The 21642-nt window shown below is 39.2% G+C and carries 21 protein-coding genes; 5 read left to right on the forward strand and 16 right to left on the reverse strand.

Going from position 1 to position 21642, the window contains the following annotated elements; all coding sequences use genetic code 11:
- Positions 1-2 precede the first annotated feature (2 nt).
- The 3 genes from IO68_RS27880 to soxR form a co-directional block, all read right to left on the reverse strand.
- Positions 3-326 carry a proton-translocating transhydrogenase family protein gene (locus IO68_RS27880; RefSeq protein ID WP_004881735.1) on the reverse strand — a complete coding sequence of 108 codons (324 nt, stop codon included), beginning with the start codon at positions 324-326 and terminating at the stop codon, positions 3-5.
- A gap of 11 nt (positions 327-337) precedes the next feature.
- The gene (locus IO68_RS27885; protein WP_004881734.1) at positions 338-1465 is read right to left on the reverse strand and encodes a Re/Si-specific NAD(P)(+) transhydrogenase subunit alpha; all 1128 of its coding nucleotides are present in this window, start codon (positions 1463-1465) and stop codon (positions 338-340) included.
- Between the two features lie 692 nt (positions 1466-2157).
- A complete protein-coding gene (gene soxR / locus IO68_RS27890) occupies positions 2158-2643 on the reverse strand; it encodes a redox-sensitive transcriptional activator SoxR (protein WP_023013696.1) in 486 nt (161 codons plus the stop codon).
- 71 nt (positions 2644-2714) lie between these two features.
- Here soxR and IO68_RS27895 point away from each other — a divergent pair, with 71 nt between their 5' ends.
- Positions 2715-3122: a RidA family protein gene (locus IO68_RS27895; protein WP_023013697.1), complete on the forward strand. Its 408-nt coding sequence runs from the start codon at positions 2715-2717 to the stop codon at positions 3120-3122.
- A 20-nt stretch (positions 3123-3142) separates the two neighbouring features.
- Positions 3143-4333: an MFS transporter gene (locus IO68_RS27900; RefSeq protein ID WP_023013698.1), complete on the forward strand. Its 1191-nt coding sequence runs from the start codon at positions 3143-3145 to the stop codon at positions 4331-4333.
- Positions 4334-4369: 36 nt separating this feature from the next.
- Here IO68_RS27900 and thpD read toward each other — a convergent pair whose 3' ends face one another.
- The 6 genes from thpD to IO68_RS27930 form a co-directional block, all read right to left on the reverse strand.
- Positions 4370-5275 carry an ectoine hydroxylase gene (thpD, locus tag IO68_RS27905; protein ID WP_023013699.1) on the reverse strand — a complete coding sequence of 302 codons (906 nt, stop codon included), beginning with the start codon at positions 5273-5275 and terminating at the stop codon, positions 4370-4372.
- 2 nt (positions 5276-5277) lie between these two features.
- Entirely contained in the window at positions 5278-5691 is a 414-nt protein-coding gene (locus IO68_RS27910) for an ectoine synthase (protein ID WP_004881729.1), read from the reverse strand.
- The gene (gene ectB / locus IO68_RS27915; protein ID WP_023013700.1) at positions 5688-7007 is read right to left on the reverse strand and encodes a diaminobutyrate--2-oxoglutarate transaminase; all 1320 of its coding nucleotides are present in this window, start codon (positions 7005-7007) and stop codon (positions 5688-5690) included. The genes IO68_RS27910 and ectB overlap by 4 nt, the downstream gene beginning before the upstream one ends.
- A gap of 51 nt (positions 7008-7058) precedes the next feature.
- Positions 7059-7634, reverse strand: coding sequence for a diaminobutyrate acetyltransferase (gene ectA, locus IO68_RS27920; protein WP_004881727.1), 576 nt, complete (start codon positions 7632-7634; stop codon positions 7059-7061).
- A 120-nt stretch (positions 7635-7754) separates the two neighbouring features.
- The gene (locus tag IO68_RS27925) at positions 7755-8189 is read right to left on the reverse strand and encodes a MarR family winged helix-turn-helix transcriptional regulator (protein ID WP_004881726.1); all 435 of its coding nucleotides are present in this window, start codon (positions 8187-8189) and stop codon (positions 7755-7757) included.
- Positions 8190-8969: 780 nt separating this feature from the next.
- Positions 8970-9650: a hypothetical protein gene (locus IO68_RS27930; RefSeq protein ID WP_023013701.1), complete on the reverse strand. Its 681-nt coding sequence runs from the start codon at positions 9648-9650 to the stop codon at positions 8970-8972.
- Between the two features lie 242 nt (positions 9651-9892).
- Between IO68_RS27930 and dusA the strand changes: the two genes are divergently transcribed.
- From dusA to IO68_RS27945, 3 genes are all read left to right on the forward strand, one after another.
- Complete coding sequence (dusA, locus tag IO68_RS27935; RefSeq protein ID WP_023013702.1) at positions 9893-10933, forward strand: tRNA dihydrouridine(20/20a) synthase DusA; 1041 nt, start codon at positions 9893-9895, stop codon at positions 10931-10933.
- A gap of 260 nt (positions 10934-11193) precedes the next feature.
- Positions 11194-11652: a CHAP domain-containing protein gene (locus IO68_RS27940; protein ID WP_004881724.1), complete on the forward strand. Its 459-nt coding sequence runs from the start codon at positions 11194-11196 to the stop codon at positions 11650-11652.
- A 98-nt stretch (positions 11653-11750) separates the two neighbouring features.
- Positions 11751-12194 (forward strand): hypothetical protein, encoded by a 444-nt coding sequence (locus IO68_RS27945; protein ID WP_023013703.1) that lies wholly within the window; start codon positions 11751-11753, stop codon positions 12192-12194.
- Here IO68_RS27945 and IO68_RS27950 read toward each other — a convergent pair.
- The 7 genes from IO68_RS27950 to IO68_RS27980 form a co-directional block, all read right to left on the reverse strand.
- Complete coding sequence (locus tag IO68_RS27950; protein ID WP_023013704.1) at positions 12181-12954, reverse strand: ThiF family adenylyltransferase; 774 nt, start codon at positions 12952-12954, stop codon at positions 12181-12183. The two genes, IO68_RS27945 and IO68_RS27950, sit on opposite strands and share 14 nt — an antisense overlap.
- Positions 12955-13014: 60 nt before the next feature.
- Positions 13015-14214: an MFS transporter gene (locus IO68_RS27955; protein ID WP_023013705.1), complete on the reverse strand. Its 1200-nt coding sequence runs from the start codon at positions 14212-14214 to the stop codon at positions 13015-13017.
- Positions 14215-14319: 105 nt separating this feature from the next.
- Positions 14320-17076: an aconitate hydratase AcnA gene (gene acnA, locus IO68_RS27960; RefSeq protein WP_023013706.1), complete on the reverse strand. Its 2757-nt coding sequence runs from the start codon at positions 17074-17076 to the stop codon at positions 14320-14322.
- A gap of 125 nt (positions 17077-17201) precedes the next feature.
- Positions 17202-18017, reverse strand: a complete 816-nt coding sequence (locus IO68_RS27965; RefSeq protein WP_031234835.1) for a TatD family hydrolase — start codon at positions 18015-18017, stop codon at positions 17202-17204.
- Positions 18018-18068: 51 nt separating this feature from the next.
- On the reverse strand, positions 18069-18974 hold the full coding sequence (locus IO68_RS27970) for an RsiV family protein (RefSeq protein ID WP_023013708.1): 906 nt from the start codon (positions 18972-18974) through the stop codon (positions 18069-18071).
- 104 nt (positions 18975-19078) lie between these two features.
- A complete protein-coding gene (locus IO68_RS27975) occupies positions 19079-19903 on the reverse strand; it encodes a hypothetical protein (RefSeq protein WP_023013709.1) in 825 nt (274 codons plus the stop codon).
- Between the two features lie 71 nt (positions 19904-19974).
- Positions 19975-21564, reverse strand: a complete 1590-nt coding sequence (locus tag IO68_RS27980) for a peptide chain release factor 3 (RefSeq protein ID WP_023013710.1) — start codon at positions 21562-21564, stop codon at positions 19975-19977.
- Between the last annotated feature and the right edge of the window lie 78 nt (positions 21565-21642).

Consider the following 21642-nt stretch of genomic DNA (forward strand, 5'->3'; position numbering starts at 1 on the left):
AATTAGCCCTCTTTTTTCTTTTGCTTCGGCTTGAACATTTCAAGCATACGAGCAGTTACAGCAAAGCCACCAAAAATGTTGATACTTGCCAAGAACACAGCAACTGCACCCAAAATGCTTACAACGTTTACGCTTTGGAAAGCAACGTTTGCATCAACACCAATCGCAGGCATACCTACAGTTTGAATCATTGCTCCAACGATAATGATTGAAGACAATGCATTCGTAACCGCCATTAATGGCGTATGCAATGCAGGTGTTACACCCCAAACAACGTAATAACCTACGAAGATGGCAAGGACGAAAATTGTAATCGTTTCAACCATGAGAACTCTCCTTAACCGCGCTTGAGCAGTACTTGACCGCCATGAGTCACGAGTAACGCTTTTTGGATTTCATCTTCTTGATTGAGTACAAAACCTTTTTCTTTGTCGAATAATGTCTCAACAAAGTTAAATACGTTACGTGCGTACAATGCAGATGCTTCAGTTGCAACTGTGCCTGGAATGTTTGGAATACCCAAAATCTTCACGCCATTTTCAGTTGTAACGGTCTCGCCTTCTTTAGAGCCTTCAACGTTACCGCCAGTTTCAACTGCCATATCTAAAATGACTGAACCTGGTTTCATCTTGGCAACAGTTTCAGCTTTGATTAAACGTGGCGCATTACGACCTGGAATCAATGCAGTCGTGATCACGATATCTGCATTTGATACCGCTTTATCTACAATCGCAGCTTGATCCTTGATGTATTGCTCACCCGGCTGCCAACCATATCCACTTTTCGCAGCTTCGGCAGCACGTTGCTTCTCTTCATCGGACATTGGCACGTCTAACCATTTGCCACCTAAAGACTCAACCTGCTCTTTTGCTGTTGGACGTAAGTCAGTTGCTTCAACAACCGCACCAAGGCGTTTTGCTGTTGCAATTGCTTGCAGACCAGCAACACCAACACCCATGATCACAACACGTGCAGGTTTTACAGTACCCGCAGCCGTCATTAACATTGGGAACATACGTTGATATTCAGCCGCAGCAAGCAATACAGATTTATAACCTGCCAAGTTTGCTTGAGATGAAAGTACGTCCATGTTTTGTGCGCGTGAAAGCGTACGAGGAAGTAATTCCAAAGCAAAAGCATTCACTTGCTGAGCAGCGAATTGGTCTAATTCTGAATTGCGGTAAGGGTCAAACATTGCTACTACAGTAGTATTCGCCGCAAGCTTTTGAATTTCTTCGCCTTTAGGAGCGCGTACTTTCAAAATAATTTGGCTACCTGTATATGCATCGTCCGTAATGGTTGCGCCAACTTGTTCATAAGCACTGTCAATATACGCAGCTTTAACACCAGCACCACGTTCAATGACAACGCTATGACCTGCGTTAATCAACTTTTTAACTGTCTCTGGTGTAGCAGCTACGCGGCTTTCACCTGCGACAGTTTCGGTTGGGATTCCGATCTGCATGAGCGTTCCTCAAGCTAGTTGTTCTTAAGTAAACATCGCGACTCGCAATGTTTCCCCCAGGAGTATTCTTTGTAGAAATTTGGATTCTAATGGAACTTTTTTAAAATTCCACCCAATATTTATTTAATAAATACCTATATTTTGAACTGATGATTCACTTTTCTTATTCAAACTTGTATGATCCGCAGGTTTACCTTTTGATCAGCAAAACCAATTCATTCATATTGTCTTAATATGAAATTCTGATCATTCTCGATATCGATCCATGCATCGTTCTACTCTTTTCTTTCCAGCAAGAAAGATCCAAGTGACATTTATTAAATAAACCTTTATTTCATCTGTATTGAAGATACTTTCAAACTAAATCCTTCTATTTTGTCTTTAGCTGATCGTTTGCATCTCAACAGATTCAAGGGCTGGTTTCGCATCATAATCATGCAGTTGTTAGGAGGGATTGGCTTATTTGAACTTTTATTGGTCTTTTCGGCGACATAGAGCTGAGCAATTCTTATTAATAAATCGAGCTACTATTTAAGATAGAGTTATCGTTACCGATACTTTCAGTCGAATCCAAATAAAAAGTAAAAAAGAAATGTAAAAACTTAAAATGGCATTTTTTCAAGTGATATTTGTATGATTTCGTCCAACAAAACCAAGATAAACGCACAATATTGGTGCGTATTTTTTATTCCCTATTCAACTTCTTCTTTCTTTTGATTGAGCATAAATAAAATTTCTTGAAAATGTGCTCCCATTGCCTCCTCTGCTAAACAGTCATCAGGATTTCTCAGTGGACATTGATCTAAAGAAAGACAGCCACATCCAATACATTGATCGAGCTGCTGGCGAAGTTGTAACAACATCATAATCTGTTGATCAAGTTGTCCCTGCCATTGCAGCGACATCTGCTGCCAGTCTTTTTTCGTCGCAACCTGCTGTTTAGGTAATGAACTAAACGTGGTTTTTATCTGCTGTAGACTAATACCAACCTGCTGTGCTGCTTTCACAATTGCGATTCGTCTCAGCATCGCTCGTTGATAGCGACGCTGATTTCCAGCTGTTCGTATTCCCCAAATCAATTGTTTTTCTTCATAAAAACGAATTGTCGGTACACTGACGCCGCTACGTTTTGCAAGTTCACCAATCGTCAGCCAAGCCTGAGGATGTTCTTTTTTCAAAATATGCTTGACCTCTAGTTAACTTGAGCTTTGATACTAACATAACTCAGATTTCAAAATGATGTAGAGCTATGAATCAAGCATTTAAAATCACAAATCCAAGTGAACTCTATAATCCACGTAGCAACGGTTATAGCCATATTGCAGTTGTACCCCCCAATCAGCGTATCATTCATATTGCAGGTCAAGGCGGTGAAAATAAAAATGGTGTTCTTTCTGAAAATTTTGACCAACAGGTACAACAAGTCTTTTATAATATTCAACATGCGCTCAGCTCAGTTCAAGCACAATATACAGATATTGCCGTTTTACGCATTTTAATTGTTGATCATAATCCTGAAAAACATCAGATATTGATTCAAGTCATGCAAAGCTTGTGGAAACATCATGCCTTCCCTGTTTGCACGCTCATTCCTGTCTCACGTTTGGCCTTAAATGGCATGCTGATTGAAATCGAAGCAACCGCATACACCGCATAAACCAACTACAGAGAAAATTTATGTCTGCTCCTGAAGATATTAGTCAAAATAAAGCCTTGCTTTGGTTTATGGCGGCAGCATGTGGTTTATGTGCTGGTGCCAACTATTATAGTCAACCTTTGATTCACTCAATCCAACAGTATTTTTCTGTGACCGAAGGTCAAGCAGCTCTCACCGTGACTTTTGCACAAGTCTCCTATGCACTCGGACTATTATTTATCGTGCCGATGGGTGATGTGGTGAATAAAACCAAATTTATTCCATTGCTTATGGCTTTGTGTGCAGTTGGTCTATTCATTAGTGCATTCTCTGTGAATCTTCCAATGCTGTGGGTTGGTACAGTTATGGCAGGATTATTTTCTGTTGCAGCACAGGTGCTTATCCCACTTGCAACCATGACCGTGCAACCTGAAAAAACAGGTGAAGTGGTTGGCTTTCTCATGAGTGGCTTACTGGTCGGTATTTTACTTTCTACAAGTCTGGCAGGACTGTTCTCGAATTTATTTCACTGGAAAGTCATTTATGTGGTGAGTGGAATACTCATGTTGATTTTGGCCTATGCACTGAAAAGCCGCCTTCCTTATGTAATGCGCATGAAGCTGAACTATGGTCAAGTTTTTGTTTCTATGGCTCAGCTATTGAAACAAGAAAAGCGCCTAGTGTTACGCGCACTTGCAGGTGGATTCGCTTTTGCAGCAGTCAGCATCCTATATTCTACGATTGCGTTATTACTGAGTTCGGCACATCACCTACCTGATTTGCTGATTGGTATGGTGACTTTAGTCGGTATTTTTGGTGCGCTTTCAACTCAATATATTGGTAAATATGCAGATCAAGGTTATACCAAAAATTTAACTTGGATCGGTTGCGCATTATTTATTTTGAGTTGGATCTTTTTCTACTACGGTCAAACATTCCTTATCAGTTATATTCTTGGTTTTGCACTGATTCAATTAGCATTAGCACTGGTTCATACCAGCAACCAAAGTATTATTTTCCGTTTACGTCCTGATGCCAAATCACGTATCAATGCCATTTATATGACAGCCTATTTCACAGGTGGTGCATGCGGTTCTGCTTTAGGTATTTTTGCTTGGAATCACGGTGGTTGGAGCATGACATGCCTAGCAGGGATTAGCCTTGTGTTTGCTTGTATGTTATTTAGCTTTTTAGATAGTTATTTCACTGTGCCGAAAGCCATCACCGAGTAAATAAAAAGCCAAGTCCTGAGACTTGGCTTTTTTGACTTAAAATTCTAAGTTATTGGGTTGAATAGCGTCTATATCTTCTCTGGCTGCAATAAACTCAGGTCTAGGCTTAATGCCGCCTAAAGGTTGTTGCAATTGATTGTCAATACTATTGTAGACAAAGAAAATATTGCTCCGAGAGAATGGCGTAATATTGCTATTTGAACCATGCATAAGGTTGCAATCGAAGAACACAACACTTCCAGCTAATCCTGTGCAAGAGTGAATACCCCCCATATCAGCCAGATACTCTAATAAACTGCCATCTGGCACACCATATTCTTGCTTCTTCAAAGACTTTTTATAGTGCTCATCAGGTGTTTCACCTTGGCAAGAAATATAATGCTTGTGCGATCCTGGGATCACCAATAACGGCCCATTATGTTCGCTATTATCTGTCAATAAAATCGAACAACTCAACGCACGCATTCTTGGCATACCATCTTCACTATGCCAAGTTTCAAAGTCAGAATGCCAAAAGAACTCTTTGCCGTGCAGACCCGGCTTATAGTTGATACGAGACTGATGCACATAAACTTCGCTACCAAGCAATGATCGTGCAACATTCAGTACACGTTCATCTGAAACTAAGTTTTTAAATACGTCATTCAAACGATGTACGTTAAAGATTGAACGTACTTCTTGGCTTTCTCTTTCGATAATCGCTTCTGGACGTTGCTGCACCGCAAAATCTTGCCGCATTTGATGCAATTCATCGAGCAAATATTTCACTTCTTCTGCACTAAACAAGTGATCTATCTGTAAGAAACCATTTTTGGCATAGTCTTGCTTTTGCTGCTCGGATACACCTTGTGTGATGCTTTCTTCATAAACCACAGGATCAACACGCGCCACAATTGCAGCCGAATCATTTCGTCGAGTTAGATAAGGATTACTCATTTGCATGATTAAGCCTCCTCCTCCACTTGTTTCATCATTTGTTCAGGTGTTGCATAAACACCATCTTTGTCGTGAACTTCTGTTCCTACCAATGCAGGATTAAAGGTACACACCAACACTAAATCCGTTTTTGCACGTAAATAGTGATTGTCATTTTTGTTCAAGGCATACAATGTTCCCGGTGTAATTTTGTAGACTTCACCAGAAGGAATCAGTTCAACTTCACCCTCACCTTGTACGCAATACACCGCTTCCAAATGATTTTTGTACCAAATATGGGTTTGTGTACCCGCAAAAATCGTTGTTTCATGCATTGAAAAGCCCATACCATCTTCTTGTAACAATAGACGGCGGCTTGCCCAAGTTTCTGTTTGCACATCACGCTCAGTATTTAAGATATCTTGTAGTTGACGTACGATCATGAAACAGCTCCTTGTAATTTATTCATAGATTTGCTTTGAGTACTCAAAGTTTTAGCGTGAGCATCATCTTGCACAACTTGCTCAATCGCCTGAGTTAGCAGGTCGATCCCTTTTTCTAAGGTCTCATTCTCAATGGTCAATGGTGGAAGCAATTTCACCACTTCGCCACGACTACCTGAGGTTTCAATCACTAAGCCTAGATTGAACGCTTGTGTTGTCACCTCATCAGCCAAATCAGGATTTTTAAAGGCAACGCCTTGCATCAAACCACGACCACGATGTGTGAGTTCAGCTTCAGGAAATTTTTGCACGATGTGTCTTAGGCGGCTGCTCACCAACTCAGACTTTTGTGCCAATTCTGTTTGGAACTTTTGATCTGCCCAGAATTTTTGAATGGCTGTGGTTGCAGTGACAAATGCTAGATTATTACCGCGGAAAGTTCCGTTATGTTGTCCCGATTTCCAAATATCTAAAAATGGCTTAAACAACACCAAAGACATCGGTAAACCAAAGCCTGACAGTGATTTAGATAAAGTCACAATATCAGGGTAAATCTCAGCTTTTTCAAAACTAAAGAAACTTCCAGAACGACCACACCCTGCTTGAATATCATCAACAATTAATAATATTTTGTGCTGCTTACACAAGGTCGAAAGTTTTTTAAGCCATTGCATACTTGCTGTATTTAGACCACCTTCACCTTGCACGCATTCCACAATAATCGCAGCAGGTAAATCTACACCACTGCTTCGATCTGTGAGCAGTTTGTCGAGCATCGCAATAGTATCAACGTCATCACCAAAATAGCCTGCATAAGCAGCATGATGAACATTACCTAACTCAACACCAGCTGCTTCACGGAACTTTTGATTTCCTGTAAGTGAAAGTGCACCTAAGCTGACACCATGAAAGCCATTGGTGAAAGCAATAATATTGTGCCGCTTGGTCACGTTACGTGCGAGTTTGATCGCTGCTTCAACAGCATTAGTCCCTGTTGGACCAGTAAATTGCAACTTATAATCCAAAGCTCTTGGCTTTAAGATGTATTGCTCAAAAGTCTCAATAAACGCTTTCTTTGCAGACGTCGCCATATCCAAACCATGCACAATCCCATCCTGCATCAGATAGTCAATCGCAGCTTGCTTTAAGACTGGATTGTTATGTCCATAGTTTAATGTGCCTGCACCCGCCAAAAAGTCGATGTAGTGCTTATTTTTCTCGTCCACTAAAACTGCATTTTTTGCAGTTTTAAATACTGTAGGAAAAGAATGGATATAGCCGCGTACTTCAGACTCTAATCGGCTGAAAATATTCATGAATCACTCCGAGTGAATGTAAAACAACAAGATCAACGTTTTAAAGGTTGATCAATTCCAATCCCAACGCCCCAATGTGTAGAGATCTTCAGGTTCATGTTGTGTTTCAAAAGGTTCTGGTTCTAAGGGTTGCAACGCCTGTTTTGATAAAAATGGACTGACTTTGCAATCAACATCAAAACGGGAAGCGAAACTGCGGAAAAGATTTTGAGAGGCTTTGTTGCTTGGTGAAATTGTTGTTTTTAATCGTTTTAATTGGCGGGGTTCTAGGCATTGTTCTCTAACATTATCAAGGAGTAAGGAGCCTATGCCTTTTCCTTGTACTGTGGGCGAGACCGCAATCTGCCACAAGAAGTAAGTATCTGGCTCTTCAGGGCAAATATATCCCGTGACAGCACCACAAATTTGTCCCTTATGATCATAAGCAACAAAACAAGTGTCCGTATGATGCTCAGCAAGTAAAGCATAAGCGTAGAGTGAATTTAAATCCAAAGATGGACAAGATTGAATCAAGGCATGAACTTCACGCACATCTTGTGGTTGAAAGTTGCGCACATTGTATTGATTCAATTGATGAATAATTGATTGTTTGGTCGAACGTATCGACTGTCTTGATAAAGCTTCCACGCTATCTCCTTTTGTATTTCCATACTCGGCATACTCAAGTTAAGTGTGGTATCAGAAAAGCTTTTGGGCTGTTAGAAATTAATCACATCTTTATCTGTATTATCTTGCTTTTTACTGGCTTTAATTTGGGACTTTTGCCTCTAATAACTGGGCAAACTGCTCTAACGAAATAACGAGACTTTGGCGTTCATCATTGGTTAAAGCTTGTAAAGCCAGTGAAAAACCTTCTGGTAATGCAGATGGTGATTGATCGAGTAATTGCTCACCTTTTGAAGTCAGGCTGACACGTACATGTCGACGGTCTTGTGTATCCCTCATACGCAATACCAGCCCTTTTTCTTCTAAGCGATCAACGATTCCAACAACCGTACTTGGACTCACAAAAATTGCTTTCCCTATCGCAGACATACTGCAAGGACCAATTTTTGCAATCGTCATCAGAGCAACTAATTGTGGTGTGGTGATATGGTGAAGTTGAGACAATCGTTTGGAATAAAGCTCCACACATTGTTCTATCCGCCGAACACTTTGCAAAACACGTACAGCATCATCCATCTCAATCACGCACAAAAAAAGCTAAACACACTATTTTAGTACGTTGTACATGATGTTGTCTGTATTTTAATGGAAAATTACCACGCTATTTATCGCTCTGAATATCTAAACCAAATACTTTTCTTCCTGATCCCATGAGTGAAAATCATTATAGGGAGCGAATATTTTTTCTTCAAATTGATTGAGATGAAATAGTTTGAATTGAAACTATTATTATATAAAATAATTAAATTTAATCATAAAAATCAATGTTATATAATTTATGTAATTTTATGTAATGAATCAAAATGCAAATTTGAGCAAATATTAATCTATTCAATATTCATGCCAGTATTGAAATTTTTGCTAAATTCTAGCATTCCAGTATAATTCAGCTCCTGCTTTTTTAATCTGTTTTCAGAATTTTCTGATTTATCGCAGTCACTTGAATTGATGTATGAGAAATGTTCTTAGAGCTCATATATTCAGCACATAAAGTTGATGGGTAATATACAGATCTGACTCTCCTCTCTTATTGATTCTATTGGTGTTCAAATGTCTGATATTCAAAATAATGTAATCAAAGAAATACATCCTAGAATATCCGTTGCGCCCATGATGGATGGGATAACATCCAAAAATAAATAATTATTTTCAAAAACTTAGATAAAAATAAGAAATATGAGGTGCAAATAAGGTGCAAAAAAAATATATATAAAACCTCAAAAATGAGGTTTTTTATTGACTTAATATCTATTTAAAAAACTTTTTTTGACCACAATTTCATCAGATCTTACAAGTTCAAATCACCCTTTCACACAAGTCTTTTATAGCAGGTATATTTATATCTATTATTTCACAATGTCCAAAATTTTTGGGTAACCATAGAAAACGATATTCTTCTTGCCAAGAATATTTCTGTCTTTTGACAAAACCAATCTTACCAGGGGGTAATTCATCGTCTTTATAGTGTTGTTCTCTATAAGTTACCCTTTTATGATCTCCACCATATAACTCAAAATGTTGACTAAGTTCATTATTAATTAGCTCATAAAATTTATCTATATCATTTATTTTTACACAATACTTTCCAAAATCATTGGCAAACTTTTTGTCATCTCTTCTTGTAGTTGTACATAAAAGAAAACCATCAGGTAATCTCACTTCTGATCTACAATTAGTAATTGTTATATCTGAACAAGCAGTAAATGACATATTTAATTTTCCTGCTTTCTTATGAAAATTTGGATCTTTATCTGTCATATGTGAGACGACAAAGGTTTCCTTACCTTCGTCTTTATCACCTTGCTCTTGGTTCTCATAATTTCTACACGTTTCAAGAGTTGAAATTCTAATTTTCCCCTCACAAAACATATCTAAGAATTTCTCATCATGCATATACCTAAAGACTGCTTTTTTCTCATGCTTTATTTGAGATATTTGATTTTGAATCAACTGATTAAATAAATTTTTAGTATTCATATATTTATACCCCCATTAAATACATAATTAAATTTACACTGCCTATTTGTCAACTCTGTGGTTAACTAAATAATTTATTAAAACGATTCAGAATAAAAAAGCTAAAATTGCTTTAGTAAGCATATTGATATAAATTTGCACCCTCTTCTAAATATAGTCTCGCGGTGCAAATATGGTGCACCAAATGCGAGAATATGCTCATATATGCTTAAATAGTCATCAATTTCAAGGTCTTATAGAAAATGAGTGCTTCTGAAAATCTTTTTTTAAATCAAAAAGATGAATCAAATCAAATGGTTAAAAGGATTTCTGTCGCACCCATGATGGACTGGACAACCAAAGATTACCGTTTTTTTGCGCGCCTATTTAATCCAAATATCGTGCTATATACCGAAATGGTGACCACAGGTGCAATCATCTATGGTGGCGCAAATCGACATTTAGATTTCAATAAACAAGAACATCCAATTGTGTTACAGCTCGGTGGTTCTAACCCACAAGAGTTAGCAACTTGTACCAAAATGGCGCAAGACTGGGGCTATGATGAAGTTAATTTAAATGTAGGTTGCCCAAGTGACCGTGTTCAGAATAACAAGATCGGTGCTTGTTTAATGGCTGAACCCAATTTGGTGGCGGACTGTATTTACAGCATGCAAAAAGCAGTTTCAATTCCAGTCACGGTAAAACATCGTATCGGTATCGATGACATGCAGTCTTATGAAGAAATGCTGCATTTCGTAGATACTGTTGCGGCAACAGGTTGTACTCATTTCATCGTACATGCCCGTATTGCGATCTTGCAGGGATTATCTCCAAAAGAAAACAGAGAAGTTCCCCCGCTACGTTATGAAGACGTGTACCGACTCAAACAAGAGCGTCCGCATTTGACCATCGAAATCAATGGGGGGATCAAAAGCTTTGACGAAACTCAACAGCATTTACAACATGTTGATGGCGTTATGATTGGACGTGAAGCCTATCACAATCCATATTTATTGGCTGAGTTAGGTCAACTTTGGAATTTGGAAGCACCGAATCGTTTTGAAATCATGCAACAAATGATGCCGTATATTCATCAACGTGTGGCCGAAGGCGCACCACTTTCAATTATCACACGCCATATTCTGGGCTTATTTCAAAACTTGCCAGGCGCACGTAAATGGCGTCAGGCATTAAGTGGTGGAAATGCCAAAACCATTCAAGACATCGAAACTGCAATGAGTAATATTCAGGCGGCAATGCAACGTACAGAAGACTATCTTCGAGAGCATCAAGCTGATTAAATCCCCATCAAATCTAAAGTGCCAACCTCATCACAGCATGAAATATGATTTTACAAATCTTTAAATGCTGTGTTGCTGGCACTTAACCTCCTAATTATTAGAATATTATTCATCTGATTCTAGGTGTTCTATAACGGTGCAAAGCGCATATCGTTATATTATTACATTAACTTTAAGATTTTTTCAGATTTATCGCTTACCATCTGTTTCGCCATAAATATGGTGCTCATTTGGTTTTAAAGATGCGATAGAGATTGTAGATGATTTACGATGTACCCTCAGTTGATCACAGCATGGTTCACACACCAACCCACATGATTGTGACCGCCCAAGACTCACCGAAACAACCATCAATCAATGTAAATAAGTTTTCTAAAAAACTGGTACATCGAGCATCGTATCGTAGTTCATCTCAATGTGCGAAGTATGTGCGTATTGCTTTACAAGCTGCTGGCGCAAAAATCACACAACATCCAATCGCAGCAGCGGATTGGGGTAAAACGCTACAAGAAATCGGCTACCAAAAAATCAAACCTGCTTTTGATAATCCTCAAGTTGGTGATATTTATATTATCAATCGTACTCAAAAACATCGTTACGGTCATATCGCAGGATTTACTGGATCACAGTGGGTTTCAGACTTTATGCAAACTAGTTATGACGTGTATAAAGACAAAAATGTCACTTATACCTACTATCGTTTAGATCAATCCATTTAAGAAACCAAAAAATATATTGAGCATAGGTTTATAGCGCCAGTCCACACTGGCGTTTTTTTTGCATGAAAAATAACTAACTTTATGTGCAAATCAATAATATGAAAAAAACGATCTTAAGCTTTATTACTTTAGCAATAACGACTTCTACAATTGCGACGCCTTATACCGAAACTACTTCAGTATTTAAACAAGTTCCATCGAAACGAATATATCAACCTGACTATCTCATTAAAAAAATAGACCAATCACAGGTGACCATTCACATTCAAAGAAAGAAATATTTGAATGGGATCATCGACTGCCCATCCTTAATTTACTTTGATAAAAAGAAAATTATTTCTCTACATTCATTTGAAGAAACGACCTTATTTCTAAATCCAGATCGTTACTATATCAAATATGCGATTAATAATAGCGGTTGTATCAATCTTGAGTTTTATCAAAATGTGCAGCCTGAAATAGATATCATGACCCAAGAGCGGCTTATGCTCGGAGAGCATGTTTATGAGTTTTCTATAGGCGAAGAAACTAAACCGAAGTAAGCGTTTTTTTAGTATCAAGCTTTTTAAGGACTTCTGCTACGGCGACCATCGCAAAACTAGAAGTAACCACAACAGCCGACCCATACCCGCCACAACGTAGTCCTGCACTTGGGCAAACATCTGCACTTGAAAATGGATTATCAATGGAATAAACACAGGTAATTCCAAATTTCTCTTTCGGTTTTTTACAAATACCTTTCGAGCGAAGTTGTGCTCTCAGCTTCGCAAGCATTGGATCTTGTTCAGTTTTAGATAAATCCGCAACACGAATTTTCAAAGGATCAAGCTTACCGCCAGCTCCACCTGATACGATCAATGGAATCTTGTTAAAGCGACAATGCAGCATCAATGCAAGCTTGGCTTTAACATCGTCAATACAGTCTAAAATGATATCAGGTACAACATTCAGTATGTCCTTCACGTTGTCTGGTGTTAGATAATCATCAATCACATTGACTTTAATTCTTGGGTTAATCTGACGACAACGCTCAGCCATCACCTCAATTTTTTCTTGTCCGAGTGTCGAGCTCATCGCAGGTAATTGGCGATTAATATTCGATGCAGCAACGACATCCATATCAACCAAGGTCAACTCCCCGATTCCTGTACGAGCAAGCGATTCAACCGCCCAACTGCCCACACCACCAATTCCAATCACCATGACATGACTTTTCTCATAGTGCGCAAATGAGTCTTCTCCATAAATCTTGGCTACACCCGCAAAACGGCGGTCATATTCATCATTTTGGAGATCAGTCATCACAGGAAATTCTATAGCTTGAGTCAAACCACTATTTTAACGTGTTTATCATCATTTGGGCTATAACGATGATGCATTCGCTTGGCTGTGCTGTTGCTTTTTACTCAATACCATCAAAACGACTAACACAATAAATGTAAGTGATAACGCGAGTAAATTGGCATTGCTCCAACCGAGACTGGTTAAAATCGGCGCTGGTAAAAATGCGCCTAATGTTGCAAATAAAGCAATCACTGTCTCATTCAATCCTTGTACACGATGTTTCTGTTGCTCATCTAAACCAGCGAGCAAAGTTGAAGCCCCTGAATATGCAAAATTCCATCCAATACCGAGTACGATTAACGCAATATTAATATAGACTCCCGCTTGCCCTAACATTGGAATAAAAGATGACAACATCAATAAGCCAAAACCAATATAAATCATCGTATTGACCCCAAAACGTTGAATCAGCTTAGAGACGAAAAAAGAAGGAATAAACATCGCTAAAACATGCAACTGAATCGAAATCGAAGCATAATGAAACGAATGATGTTCTTTTAGATGTAAAGACGACATGATCATCATGACATTCATAATGTAAAAGGCAAATGCGCCACTCATGATCGCGATCACAATCCTATTGAATGGTAGTTTTGCTCGTTGAACAGATGCTATTACGCTTTGTTGGGCCTGTGGTTGTTTCTGTTTGTTATTCCAAAAATAAAGTATCGGCGATAATATCACTGCCAATATACTGAAAATTAAGTAGATAAAGGTAAAATCAGGTAAGCCACTCACCTGTTGAAACTGAATTGCTAAAACTGGTGCAATCAATGCAGCGACTACCCCACCTGAGATCACCATTGCAGTCGCCTTAGGAATTAATTCAGGTGACAGCCGATCTGAAGCAGCAAAACGATAAAAGTTAGCGGTAGAAATAAATAAACCTAAGCAAAAATGGCTTAGACAAAGCAAATAAAATTGTTCAGTCGTTAGCGCAAAATAACCCAAGACTCCTGCACCAAATAAGCACAAGACACCGAGCTGAAATACTAAATGACGACCTAATTTTTTCATCAAAAAAGAAAAGATAAAGGTTGTTAATAAAATAGCTAAAAACTGTAAACCATAAGGGATCGTTGCCAAAGCTTGTGTCGGTGCAAGTTTTAGTCCAACAATCGCTGAAACAGTCACGGAAAGTACCGCTGCAATCAAGTTAAATGCTTGAGCAACGAGTAAAAAATACACATATTTAGGTAACTGATTCAAAATGATCATTCCATTTCATTAAGCATCAATACATTAATCTGAAAATAAATCAATTGATATAAAAAAAGATGAAAGTCTAACTTTCATCTTTTAGAAAACAATACATTACCGATTTTAAGCAGCAATTAAATTCCGCAAGACATAATGTAAAATACCGCCTGCTTTGAAGTATTCGACTTCGTTTAGAGTATCGATTCGACAAAGCACTTTAAACTCAGCTTGGCTACCATCTTCCCGAACGACACTGACATTTAGAGTTTGATGCGGTTGAATATCATCAGAAAGACCATGTATAGAAAGTGTCTCACGTCCCGTTAAGTTTAAAGACTGACGCGTTTGACCATCAATAAACTGTAGTGGAAGTACGCCCATTCCAACCAAGTTAGAGCGATGAATTCGTTCAAAACTCTCAGCAATCACCGCTTTGATCCCAAGTAGATTGGTACCTTTTGCAGCCCAGTCACGAGATGAACCCGTACCATACTCTTTACCAGCAACAATCACTAAAGGTGTATTTTCTTGCTGATAACGCATAGATGCATCATAAATGGCAAGCTTTTCGCCACTTGGAATGTGAATGGTATTGCCACCTTCTTCTCCGCCCAACATTTCGTTTTTAATTCGAATGTTGGCAAAAGTACCACGCATCATCACCTCATGATTTCCACGGCGAGAACCATAAGAGTTAAAGTCTTTCGGTGTTACTCCCTGATCTTGCAAATAGCGCCCAGCTGGACTGTCTTTTTTAATATTCCCTGCGGGAGAAATATGGTCTGTTGTTACGGAATCACCCAACACCGCGAGGATACGAGCCTGATCAATATTTGTAATCGCTTTTGGTGGTTGATTAATTTCCTCAAAAAATGGTGGATGACGAATGTAAGTTGAGTCACTTTGCCATGCATAAGTCTGACTTTTCGGGATCTGAATCGCTTGCCATGTGGCATCACCATCAAATACAGCAGCATATTCCTTATGGAACATTGAGGTATTCACTTGTTGTAACACTTGATCGATTTCAGCCTGTGTTGGCCAAATATCTTTCAGGTAAATATCCTGTCCATCTTTGCCTTGTCCAAGTGGTTCAGAGGTCAGATCCGTTCGAATATTACCAGCCAATCCATAAGCGACCACCAAAGGCGGTGAAGCAAGCCAATTGGTTTTCACTAATGGATGAACACGACCTTCAAAATTACGATTTCCAGACAGTACCGATGCGACATTTAAATCATGACATTGAATGGCTTCTTCAATTGGGTCAGGTAAAGGCCCAGAATTACCAATACAAGTGGTACATCCATAACCCACGAGGTTATATCCCAATTGATCTAAATATGGTGTCAATCCCGCAGCTGCAAGATAATCTGTGACGACCTTAGAACCGGGTGCAAGTGAACTTTTTACCCAAGGTTTGCGTTGTAAACCTTTTTCAATCGCTTTTTTCGCCAGCAACCCTGCCGCTAGCATCACACTTGGATTTGAGGTATTGGTACATGAAGTAATCGCCGAAATCACCACATCACCATGATTTAATGGATAAGATTTTCCATCAATCATACAAGATGGGCTTTCATGTGGCAGATTGGCTTTTTCAGCAGCAACGGCTGTTCCACCACCACCCTCATTTTCCAACTGCTCTTTTTGTTCTTTAGCAGGTTTAAGTGCAAGCTCCATTAATGAACTAAAGGTCTTTGGAACATCGGAAAGTAAAACACGATCCTGAGGACGTTTTGGTCCCGCTAAACTTGCTTGTACCGTACCCATATCTAGGCTCAACGTATCGGTAAAAATCGGTTCATCACCAAGATTTCGCCACAAGCCTTGCTCTTTACTATACGCCTCAACTAAGTCAATACGTTCTTGTTCACGACCCGTTAATGCAAGATAACCAAGGGTTACTTCATCAATCGGGAAAAAGCCACACGTTGCGCCATATTCAGGTGCCATATTGGCAATCGTTGCACGGTCAGCTAGCGGTAAATCAGCCAAACCATCACCATAGAATTCAACAAATTTACCCACCACGCCTTTTTGGCGCAGCATTTGAGTAATGGTCAAAACCAAATCTGTCGCAGTAATGCCTTCTTTTAATTTCCCTGTTAATTTGAAACCAACCACTTCGGGAATCAGCATAGAGACCGGTTGCCCCAACATCGCTGCTTCGGCTTCAATCCCACCAACACCCCAACCTAATACCCCAAGACCATTGATCATTGTGGTATGTGAGTCTGTTCCCACCAAGGTATCTGGAAAGGCAAAGCTTTCACCGTCATCATCACCGAGCCACACTGCTTGAGCCAAATACTCTAAATTGACTTGGTGACAAATCCCTGTTCCCGGCGGAACGACACTAAAATTATTAAATGCAGATTGTCCCCAACGTAGGAATTGATAACGCTCGCCATTACGCTGCATTTCAATCTCGACATTTTCGGCAAATGCATTTTCATTGGCAAAGTGATCCACCATCACTGAATGGTCAATCACTAAGTCCACAGGCGATAATGGATTAATCAGATTCGGATCACCACCCGCTTGTGCCATTGCTGCACGCATTGCAGCAAGATCAACAACTGCTGGTACACCGGTAAAATCCTGCATCAGTACACGTGCGGGACGATATTGAATTTCTTGGTCTGAAGTACGCTGTTTCTGCCAATCAACCAGTGCTTGAATATGTTCTACTTTTACACTTTTTTGATCTTCAAAACGGAGTAAATTTTCTAGCAAAACCTTTAATGACTTAGGGAGTTGATCGATATTACCTAAGCTTTGAGCGGCTCGAGATAAACTGTAGATTTGATAAGACTTTGAGCCGACAGTAAGTGTTTTTAATGCATTGAAACTATTGATTTTGCTATATCTGGCCATAAGGTTGCCCTCCCAGTATTGGCGCGTTTGTTTATTATGAATGTCTTATTTAATGTAACCTTGTTTAGAAAAGCATGTGTTCCCTTTTAGTATCTTATTTTTATCGCGATTATTTTCTTATTATCTTAAAAATCTAATTTCAACGCGCTTAATGAATTTTGCCATAATTGTTCAGCCAACGCGTCAATCGGATGATCGAGTGTTTGCGCGAGTGCTTCCAATACATAGGGTAAATTAACTGGTGTATTGCGTGTTTTTTCTTCTGTTGAGGTTTGACAGCATAACGGCGTCATATCGGGACAATCGGTTTCAATGACCAAGTTTTCATGACCAATCGCTTGAACAACTTGATGTAATTTCTTGGCATTTGGATTGGTGATTTGTCCCGTCACGCCGATTTTAAACCCTAGTTTTACCAGTGCTTTGGCTTCTTCTACACCACCACTAAAGGCATGGGCAATGCCACCCAACTTAAATTTCTGAGCTTTTAAAATAGCAATCGTTTCAGCATGGGCTTTGCGAATATGCAATAAAACAGGTTTCTGATACTGAGTTGCTAACTCAAGTTGAGCATTAAAATAGTCTTGCTGTTTAGCAAATATATCAGACTGTTTATGTTGCTTTAAGAACGTGTCTAAGCCAATTTCACCCACAGCAACACAATCATACCGCTGCAAGACTTGCTCAAGTCGTTGCAAATGCTCAGTCTGATGTTGCTCGATATAAAATGGATGTAAACCTGGTGCAAGATAAGATTGAGGAACAGCATCCCAAGCTTGGAGCTGTTGATGTGTTTGGATCAAATCATCAAAACTAGACGCCAAGAAACCAATTAAAACCAATGACTCCACACCTGCACGTTTGGCTTGTACTGCCAACTGCTGCCGATCATGATCAAAATCGGCAACATCAAAATGGGTATGGGTATCAAAGAGTTTCATCATTGTTGCGTCTCATTCCACCCTTGTGATCGCTAAATCACACTTAAAAGCTTAAGTTGCTGTACTTGCAGCAGGTGTCGATGCGGCTGGCGCTTCAACCTGAGGTAAATATTCAGGTTTTAACACCCCTTTTAACTGATCAAAAGGAATCACTAGACGAGGTAAACCTACTACATAAGGGCCAATTTCATATTCGCCATACTGTAAAATAAGCTCCTGCTCGCCTAATAAGAAATTATCTGTCACTTGGAATGGCCAAGCTTCCTCATATTCTTTCGGATCATTGGCAAGTTTAGAATCAACAATCCAAACTTTAAATGCGTCATGTGCCAATTTATCCAAAGTCGCTTTCTGTTTTGGCAACAATAAATCGTTTAGCTGAATCTGTTTTTGATTCTTCAAATCAAAATTGTAATAGTGTTGAGCTGTTGCACCATGCGCACCACCTAAATAGCTACTGCTGTTAAGTACAACAGTCGCCAATGACCCTTTTGACTGTAAAATTTTTGGCTTGATCATTAAACTAATTTGATGACTGCTGCTCAGTGCTTTGAGTTCTTCATCAATTTTAATAAATGCATTGGCATACATCTGTGTTTGCGCATCAAGATTCGGCTTTTGCTCTGTACTTTGTACAGTCGATGATGCTTTATCCGCATCAACAACTTCTAACATATGACTGAGTTGATTTAAAACTTGCTGATCAATCAGTTGATCAATAAACGAGAAATTACTCTGTAAGCGTTCAACTGTAAAATCAGGACACGCATTACCACTGCACTCAGGTAAAGTGACTTGTACTTTTACGGTTTCACCACGCAAAGTCGGCTCAACTTGCTGTTGTTCAACAACTGGCTCTTGCTGTTTATCCTGTGTCTCTTTAGGATCAGATTTCGGTTGGCAGGCAGCGAGCAGAACTGCACACGCAAGAACGCTAAATTTATAAAATGTTTTCATCTGAAACCCATTACCTTTGTTTTTCCACAAGATTTTGAAATGCTATCGAACTCAACTCAAAATCACCATAAGCACATGCAATTTCTATACGTATCTAACGAATATTAAAACATTTGCTGATAAATTTCTGGTTGCAGCATCTGTTTAGTTTGTTCAGTTGTCAGGTAAATATCAAGCTGTGGCGCATCTTTGCTAATTTCATTGGCACGATAATGTAAACCAATCCCCTCACCATCAAAGAACCAATCTGCTTGCCCCCAATATAGCTTTTTCGGAACTTGTTTTTTCACCTCTAATGACTGTTTCTCCACCCATTTTTGATAATGCGCTTGAACAATATCATTCAATACCAACTGCTTATTTTTCTGAATCACATCCAACACACTAATACTCTTTTGCTGCTTACGATCCGCAACAAAGAAATAATAGCGATCTTTTACTGCAATATCCTCTTGCTTAGAATTCACGCCGATTTGGAGCAACACATATTGATTGCGTTGTGAAGCCATACGGGTGCTTACATGCAATTCATAGGCCTTATTTTGAGAATATTTATCTTTCCATTCATCTGACTTTTTCACATAAGCATTAATTGCTTGCTGTAGGCTTAGATTCAGATTTTGGTCAATTTGCTGTTGAATGACCATGGATTGGTTTTTCGCAATCCAACTATCCAACCATTTATCTTGTGTTTTAATGGTCTGAATATCGATATCTATACAGTTTTTCTTTTCACAAAAAGGCAGCGCATACTCTGCTTTGGCTTCTTTAATATTCAAATACGGTAAGACTTCTGCTTTCTCACTTGGCTCAGCCTGCTGTTCAGCTGATGAACTATCCGTTTCATTTTTCTTCTGATGATCACATGCTGTTAAACCGAGTATGGCAACCATTAAGCTCAGACTTAGCAATGGTTTTAAATTCTTCATGTCATCATCCTTTATTTTTAGACTGCTCAATGAAAAACAGCCTCTAAATTAGAAGCTGTTTTCGATTATTCTTAGTGTTCTCGCGTATTGCGGAACTCAATATCTGGCCAACGTTCTTGCATTAATTGCAAGTTTACACGGCTCGGCGCGAGATAGGTTAAGTGACCGCCACCATCTACTGATAATTGATCATGAGCTTTTTTCTTGAATTCATTCAAGATTTTTTCATCATCACAATGAATCCAGCGTACTGTATGTACACTTACAGGCTCATAAATACAATCTACTTTATATTCTTCTTTTAGACGGTAGGCAACCACATCAAACTGTAACACACCCACTGCACCAACGATCAGATCATTACTGATTTGAGGCATAAATACCTGAGTTGCACCTTCTTCAGATAACTCTTTCAAACCTTTTTGCAATTGCTTCGATTTCAAAGGATCTTTTAAGCGTACACGACGGAACATTTCAGGCGCAAAATGTGGAATACCTGTGAAATGTAAGTCTTCACCGCTGGTAAATGTATCACCAATTTGAATCGTACCGTGGTTGTGCAAACCGATAATATCCCCTGCCCACGCTTCCTCTAGATGTTCACGCTCACCTGCCAAGAATGTTAAAGCATCCGAAATACGTACATCTTTACCAATACGTACATGATTCATTTTCAGACCTTTTTCATATTTGCCTGAACAAATACGCATAAAGGCAATACGGTCACGATGCTTAGGATCCATATTGGCTTGAATCTTAAACACAAAGCCTGAAAATTTCTCTTCCGTGGCTTCTACAGTACGTTCTTGTGTTGGATGTGCTTTTGGCTCAGGCGCCCAATCAATAAACGCATCAAGCACATGATCAACTGCGAAGTTACCCAAAGCAGTACCGAACAATACAGGTGTTTGCTTACCTTGTAAGAATAGCTCGCGATCTAATGGCTCATTTGCCATTTGTACTAGCTCAAGAGATTCTTCAAATGATGCCCAAGCCAACTCACCTACTTTTTCACGAATGTCAGCATGGTCATAACCATCACGGATTTCAATATCTGTGATCGTCGAGCCAAAACCAGCTTTATAGACGTAAAGTTTATTTTCAAGGATATTATAAACCCCTGCAAAATCACGTCCCATGCCCAGTGGCCATGTGATTGGAACACAACGAATTTTTAAGACATTTTCAATTTCATCAAGCAACTCTAAAGGCTCGCGAATCTCACGGTCCATTTTGTTAACGAATGAAATGATCGGTGTATCGCGCATACGACACACTTCCATCAGTTTAATAGTTCGTTCTTCGACACCTTTTGCACCGTCGATCACCATCAATGCAGAGTCAACAGCGGTTAAAGTACGGTAAGTATCTTCCGAAAAGTCTTCATGTCCCGGGGTATCGAGTAAGTTGATGGTGTGCTTTTTATAAGGGAACTGCATCACCGATGTCGTAATCGAGATACCACGTTCTTTTTCCATTTCCATCCAGTCGGATGTCGCAGAACGATCAGATTTACGGCTTTTTACCATACCCGCAACCTGAATAGCCTTACCCCATAACAACAGTTTTTCTGTCATTGTGGTTTTACCCGCATCGGGGTGGGAAATAATAGCAAAAGTCCTACGAACCTTTACCTGATTAGCTAATTCATCTTTAAACATGAGAAAAATCTACAATATGTACACAGTTATGTACACATTTCTAAATATGTACTAAAACTGAAAAAGTGGGAATTCAAA

The sequence above is a fragment of the Acinetobacter sp. COS3 genome (assembly GCF_000475335.1).
GTDB lineage: Bacteria > Pseudomonadota > Gammaproteobacteria > Pseudomonadales > Moraxellaceae > Acinetobacter > Acinetobacter venetianus.

What these genes read in the sequence shown, in the direction of transcription:
- IO68_RS27980 (WP_023013710.1), bottom strand. Translation starts at nt 21,564, where the DNA reads ATGTTTAAAGATGAATTAGCTAATCAGGTAAAGGTTCGTAGGACTTTT.
- IO68_RS27880 (WP_004881735.1), bottom strand. Translation starts at nt 326, where the DNA reads ATGGTTGAAACGATTACAATTTTCGTCCTTGCCATCTTCGTAGGTTAT.
- IO68_RS27930 (WP_023013701.1), bottom strand. Translation starts at nt 9,650, where the DNA reads ATGAATACTAAAAATTTATTTAATCAGTTGATTCAAAATCAAATATCT.
- IO68_RS27885 (WP_004881734.1), bottom strand. Translation starts at nt 1,465, where the DNA reads ATGCAGATCGGAATCCCAACCGAAACTGTCGCAGGTGAAAGCCGCGTA.
- IO68_RS27900 (WP_023013698.1), top strand. Translation starts at nt 3,143, where the DNA reads ATGTCTGCTCCTGAAGATATTAGTCAAAATAAAGCCTTGCTTTGGTTT.
- thpD (WP_023013699.1), bottom strand. Translation starts at nt 5,275, where the DNA reads ATGCAAATGAGTAATCCTTATCTAACTCGACGAAATGATTCGGCTGCA.
- IO68_RS27940 (WP_004881724.1), top strand. Translation starts at nt 11,194, where the DNA reads ATGATTTACGATGTACCCTCAGTTGATCACAGCATGGTTCACACACCA.
- ectB (WP_023013700.1), bottom strand. Translation starts at nt 7,007, where the DNA reads ATGAATATTTTCAGCCGATTAGAGTCTGAAGTACGCGGCTATATCCAT.
- IO68_RS27895 (WP_023013697.1), top strand. Translation starts at nt 2,715, where the DNA reads ATGAATCAAGCATTTAAAATCACAAATCCAAGTGAACTCTATAATCCA.
- IO68_RS27945 (WP_023013703.1), top strand. Translation starts at nt 11,751, where the DNA reads ATGAAAAAAACGATCTTAAGCTTTATTACTTTAGCAATAACGACTTCT.
- IO68_RS27950 (WP_023013704.1), bottom strand. Translation starts at nt 12,954, where the DNA reads ATGACTGATCTCCAAAATGATGAATATGACCGCCGTTTTGCGGGTGTA.
- IO68_RS27965 (WP_031234835.1), bottom strand. Translation starts at nt 18,017, where the DNA reads ATGAAACTCTTTGATACCCATACCCATTTTGATGTTGCCGATTTTGAT.
- IO68_RS27925 (WP_004881726.1), bottom strand. Translation starts at nt 8,189, where the DNA reads ATGGATGATGCTGTACGTGTTTTGCAAAGTGTTCGGCGGATAGAACAA.
- dusA (WP_023013702.1), top strand. Translation starts at nt 9,893, where the DNA reads ATGAGTGCTTCTGAAAATCTTTTTTTAAATCAAAAAGATGAATCAAAT.
- IO68_RS27975 (WP_023013709.1), bottom strand. Translation starts at nt 19,903, where the DNA reads ATGAAGAATTTAAAACCATTGCTAAGTCTGAGCTTAATGGTTGCCATA.
- acnA (WP_023013706.1), bottom strand. Translation starts at nt 17,076, where the DNA reads ATGGCCAGATATAGCAAAATCAATAGTTTCAATGCATTAAAAACACTT.
- IO68_RS27970 (WP_023013708.1), bottom strand. Translation starts at nt 18,974, where the DNA reads ATGAAAACATTTTATAAATTTAGCGTTCTTGCGTGTGCAGTTCTGCTC.
- IO68_RS27910 (WP_004881729.1), bottom strand. Translation starts at nt 5,691, where the DNA reads ATGATCGTACGTCAACTACAAGATATCTTAAATACTGAGCGTGATGTG.
- IO68_RS27955 (WP_023013705.1), bottom strand. Translation starts at nt 14,214, where the DNA reads ATGATCATTTTGAATCAGTTACCTAAATATGTGTATTTTTTACTCGTT.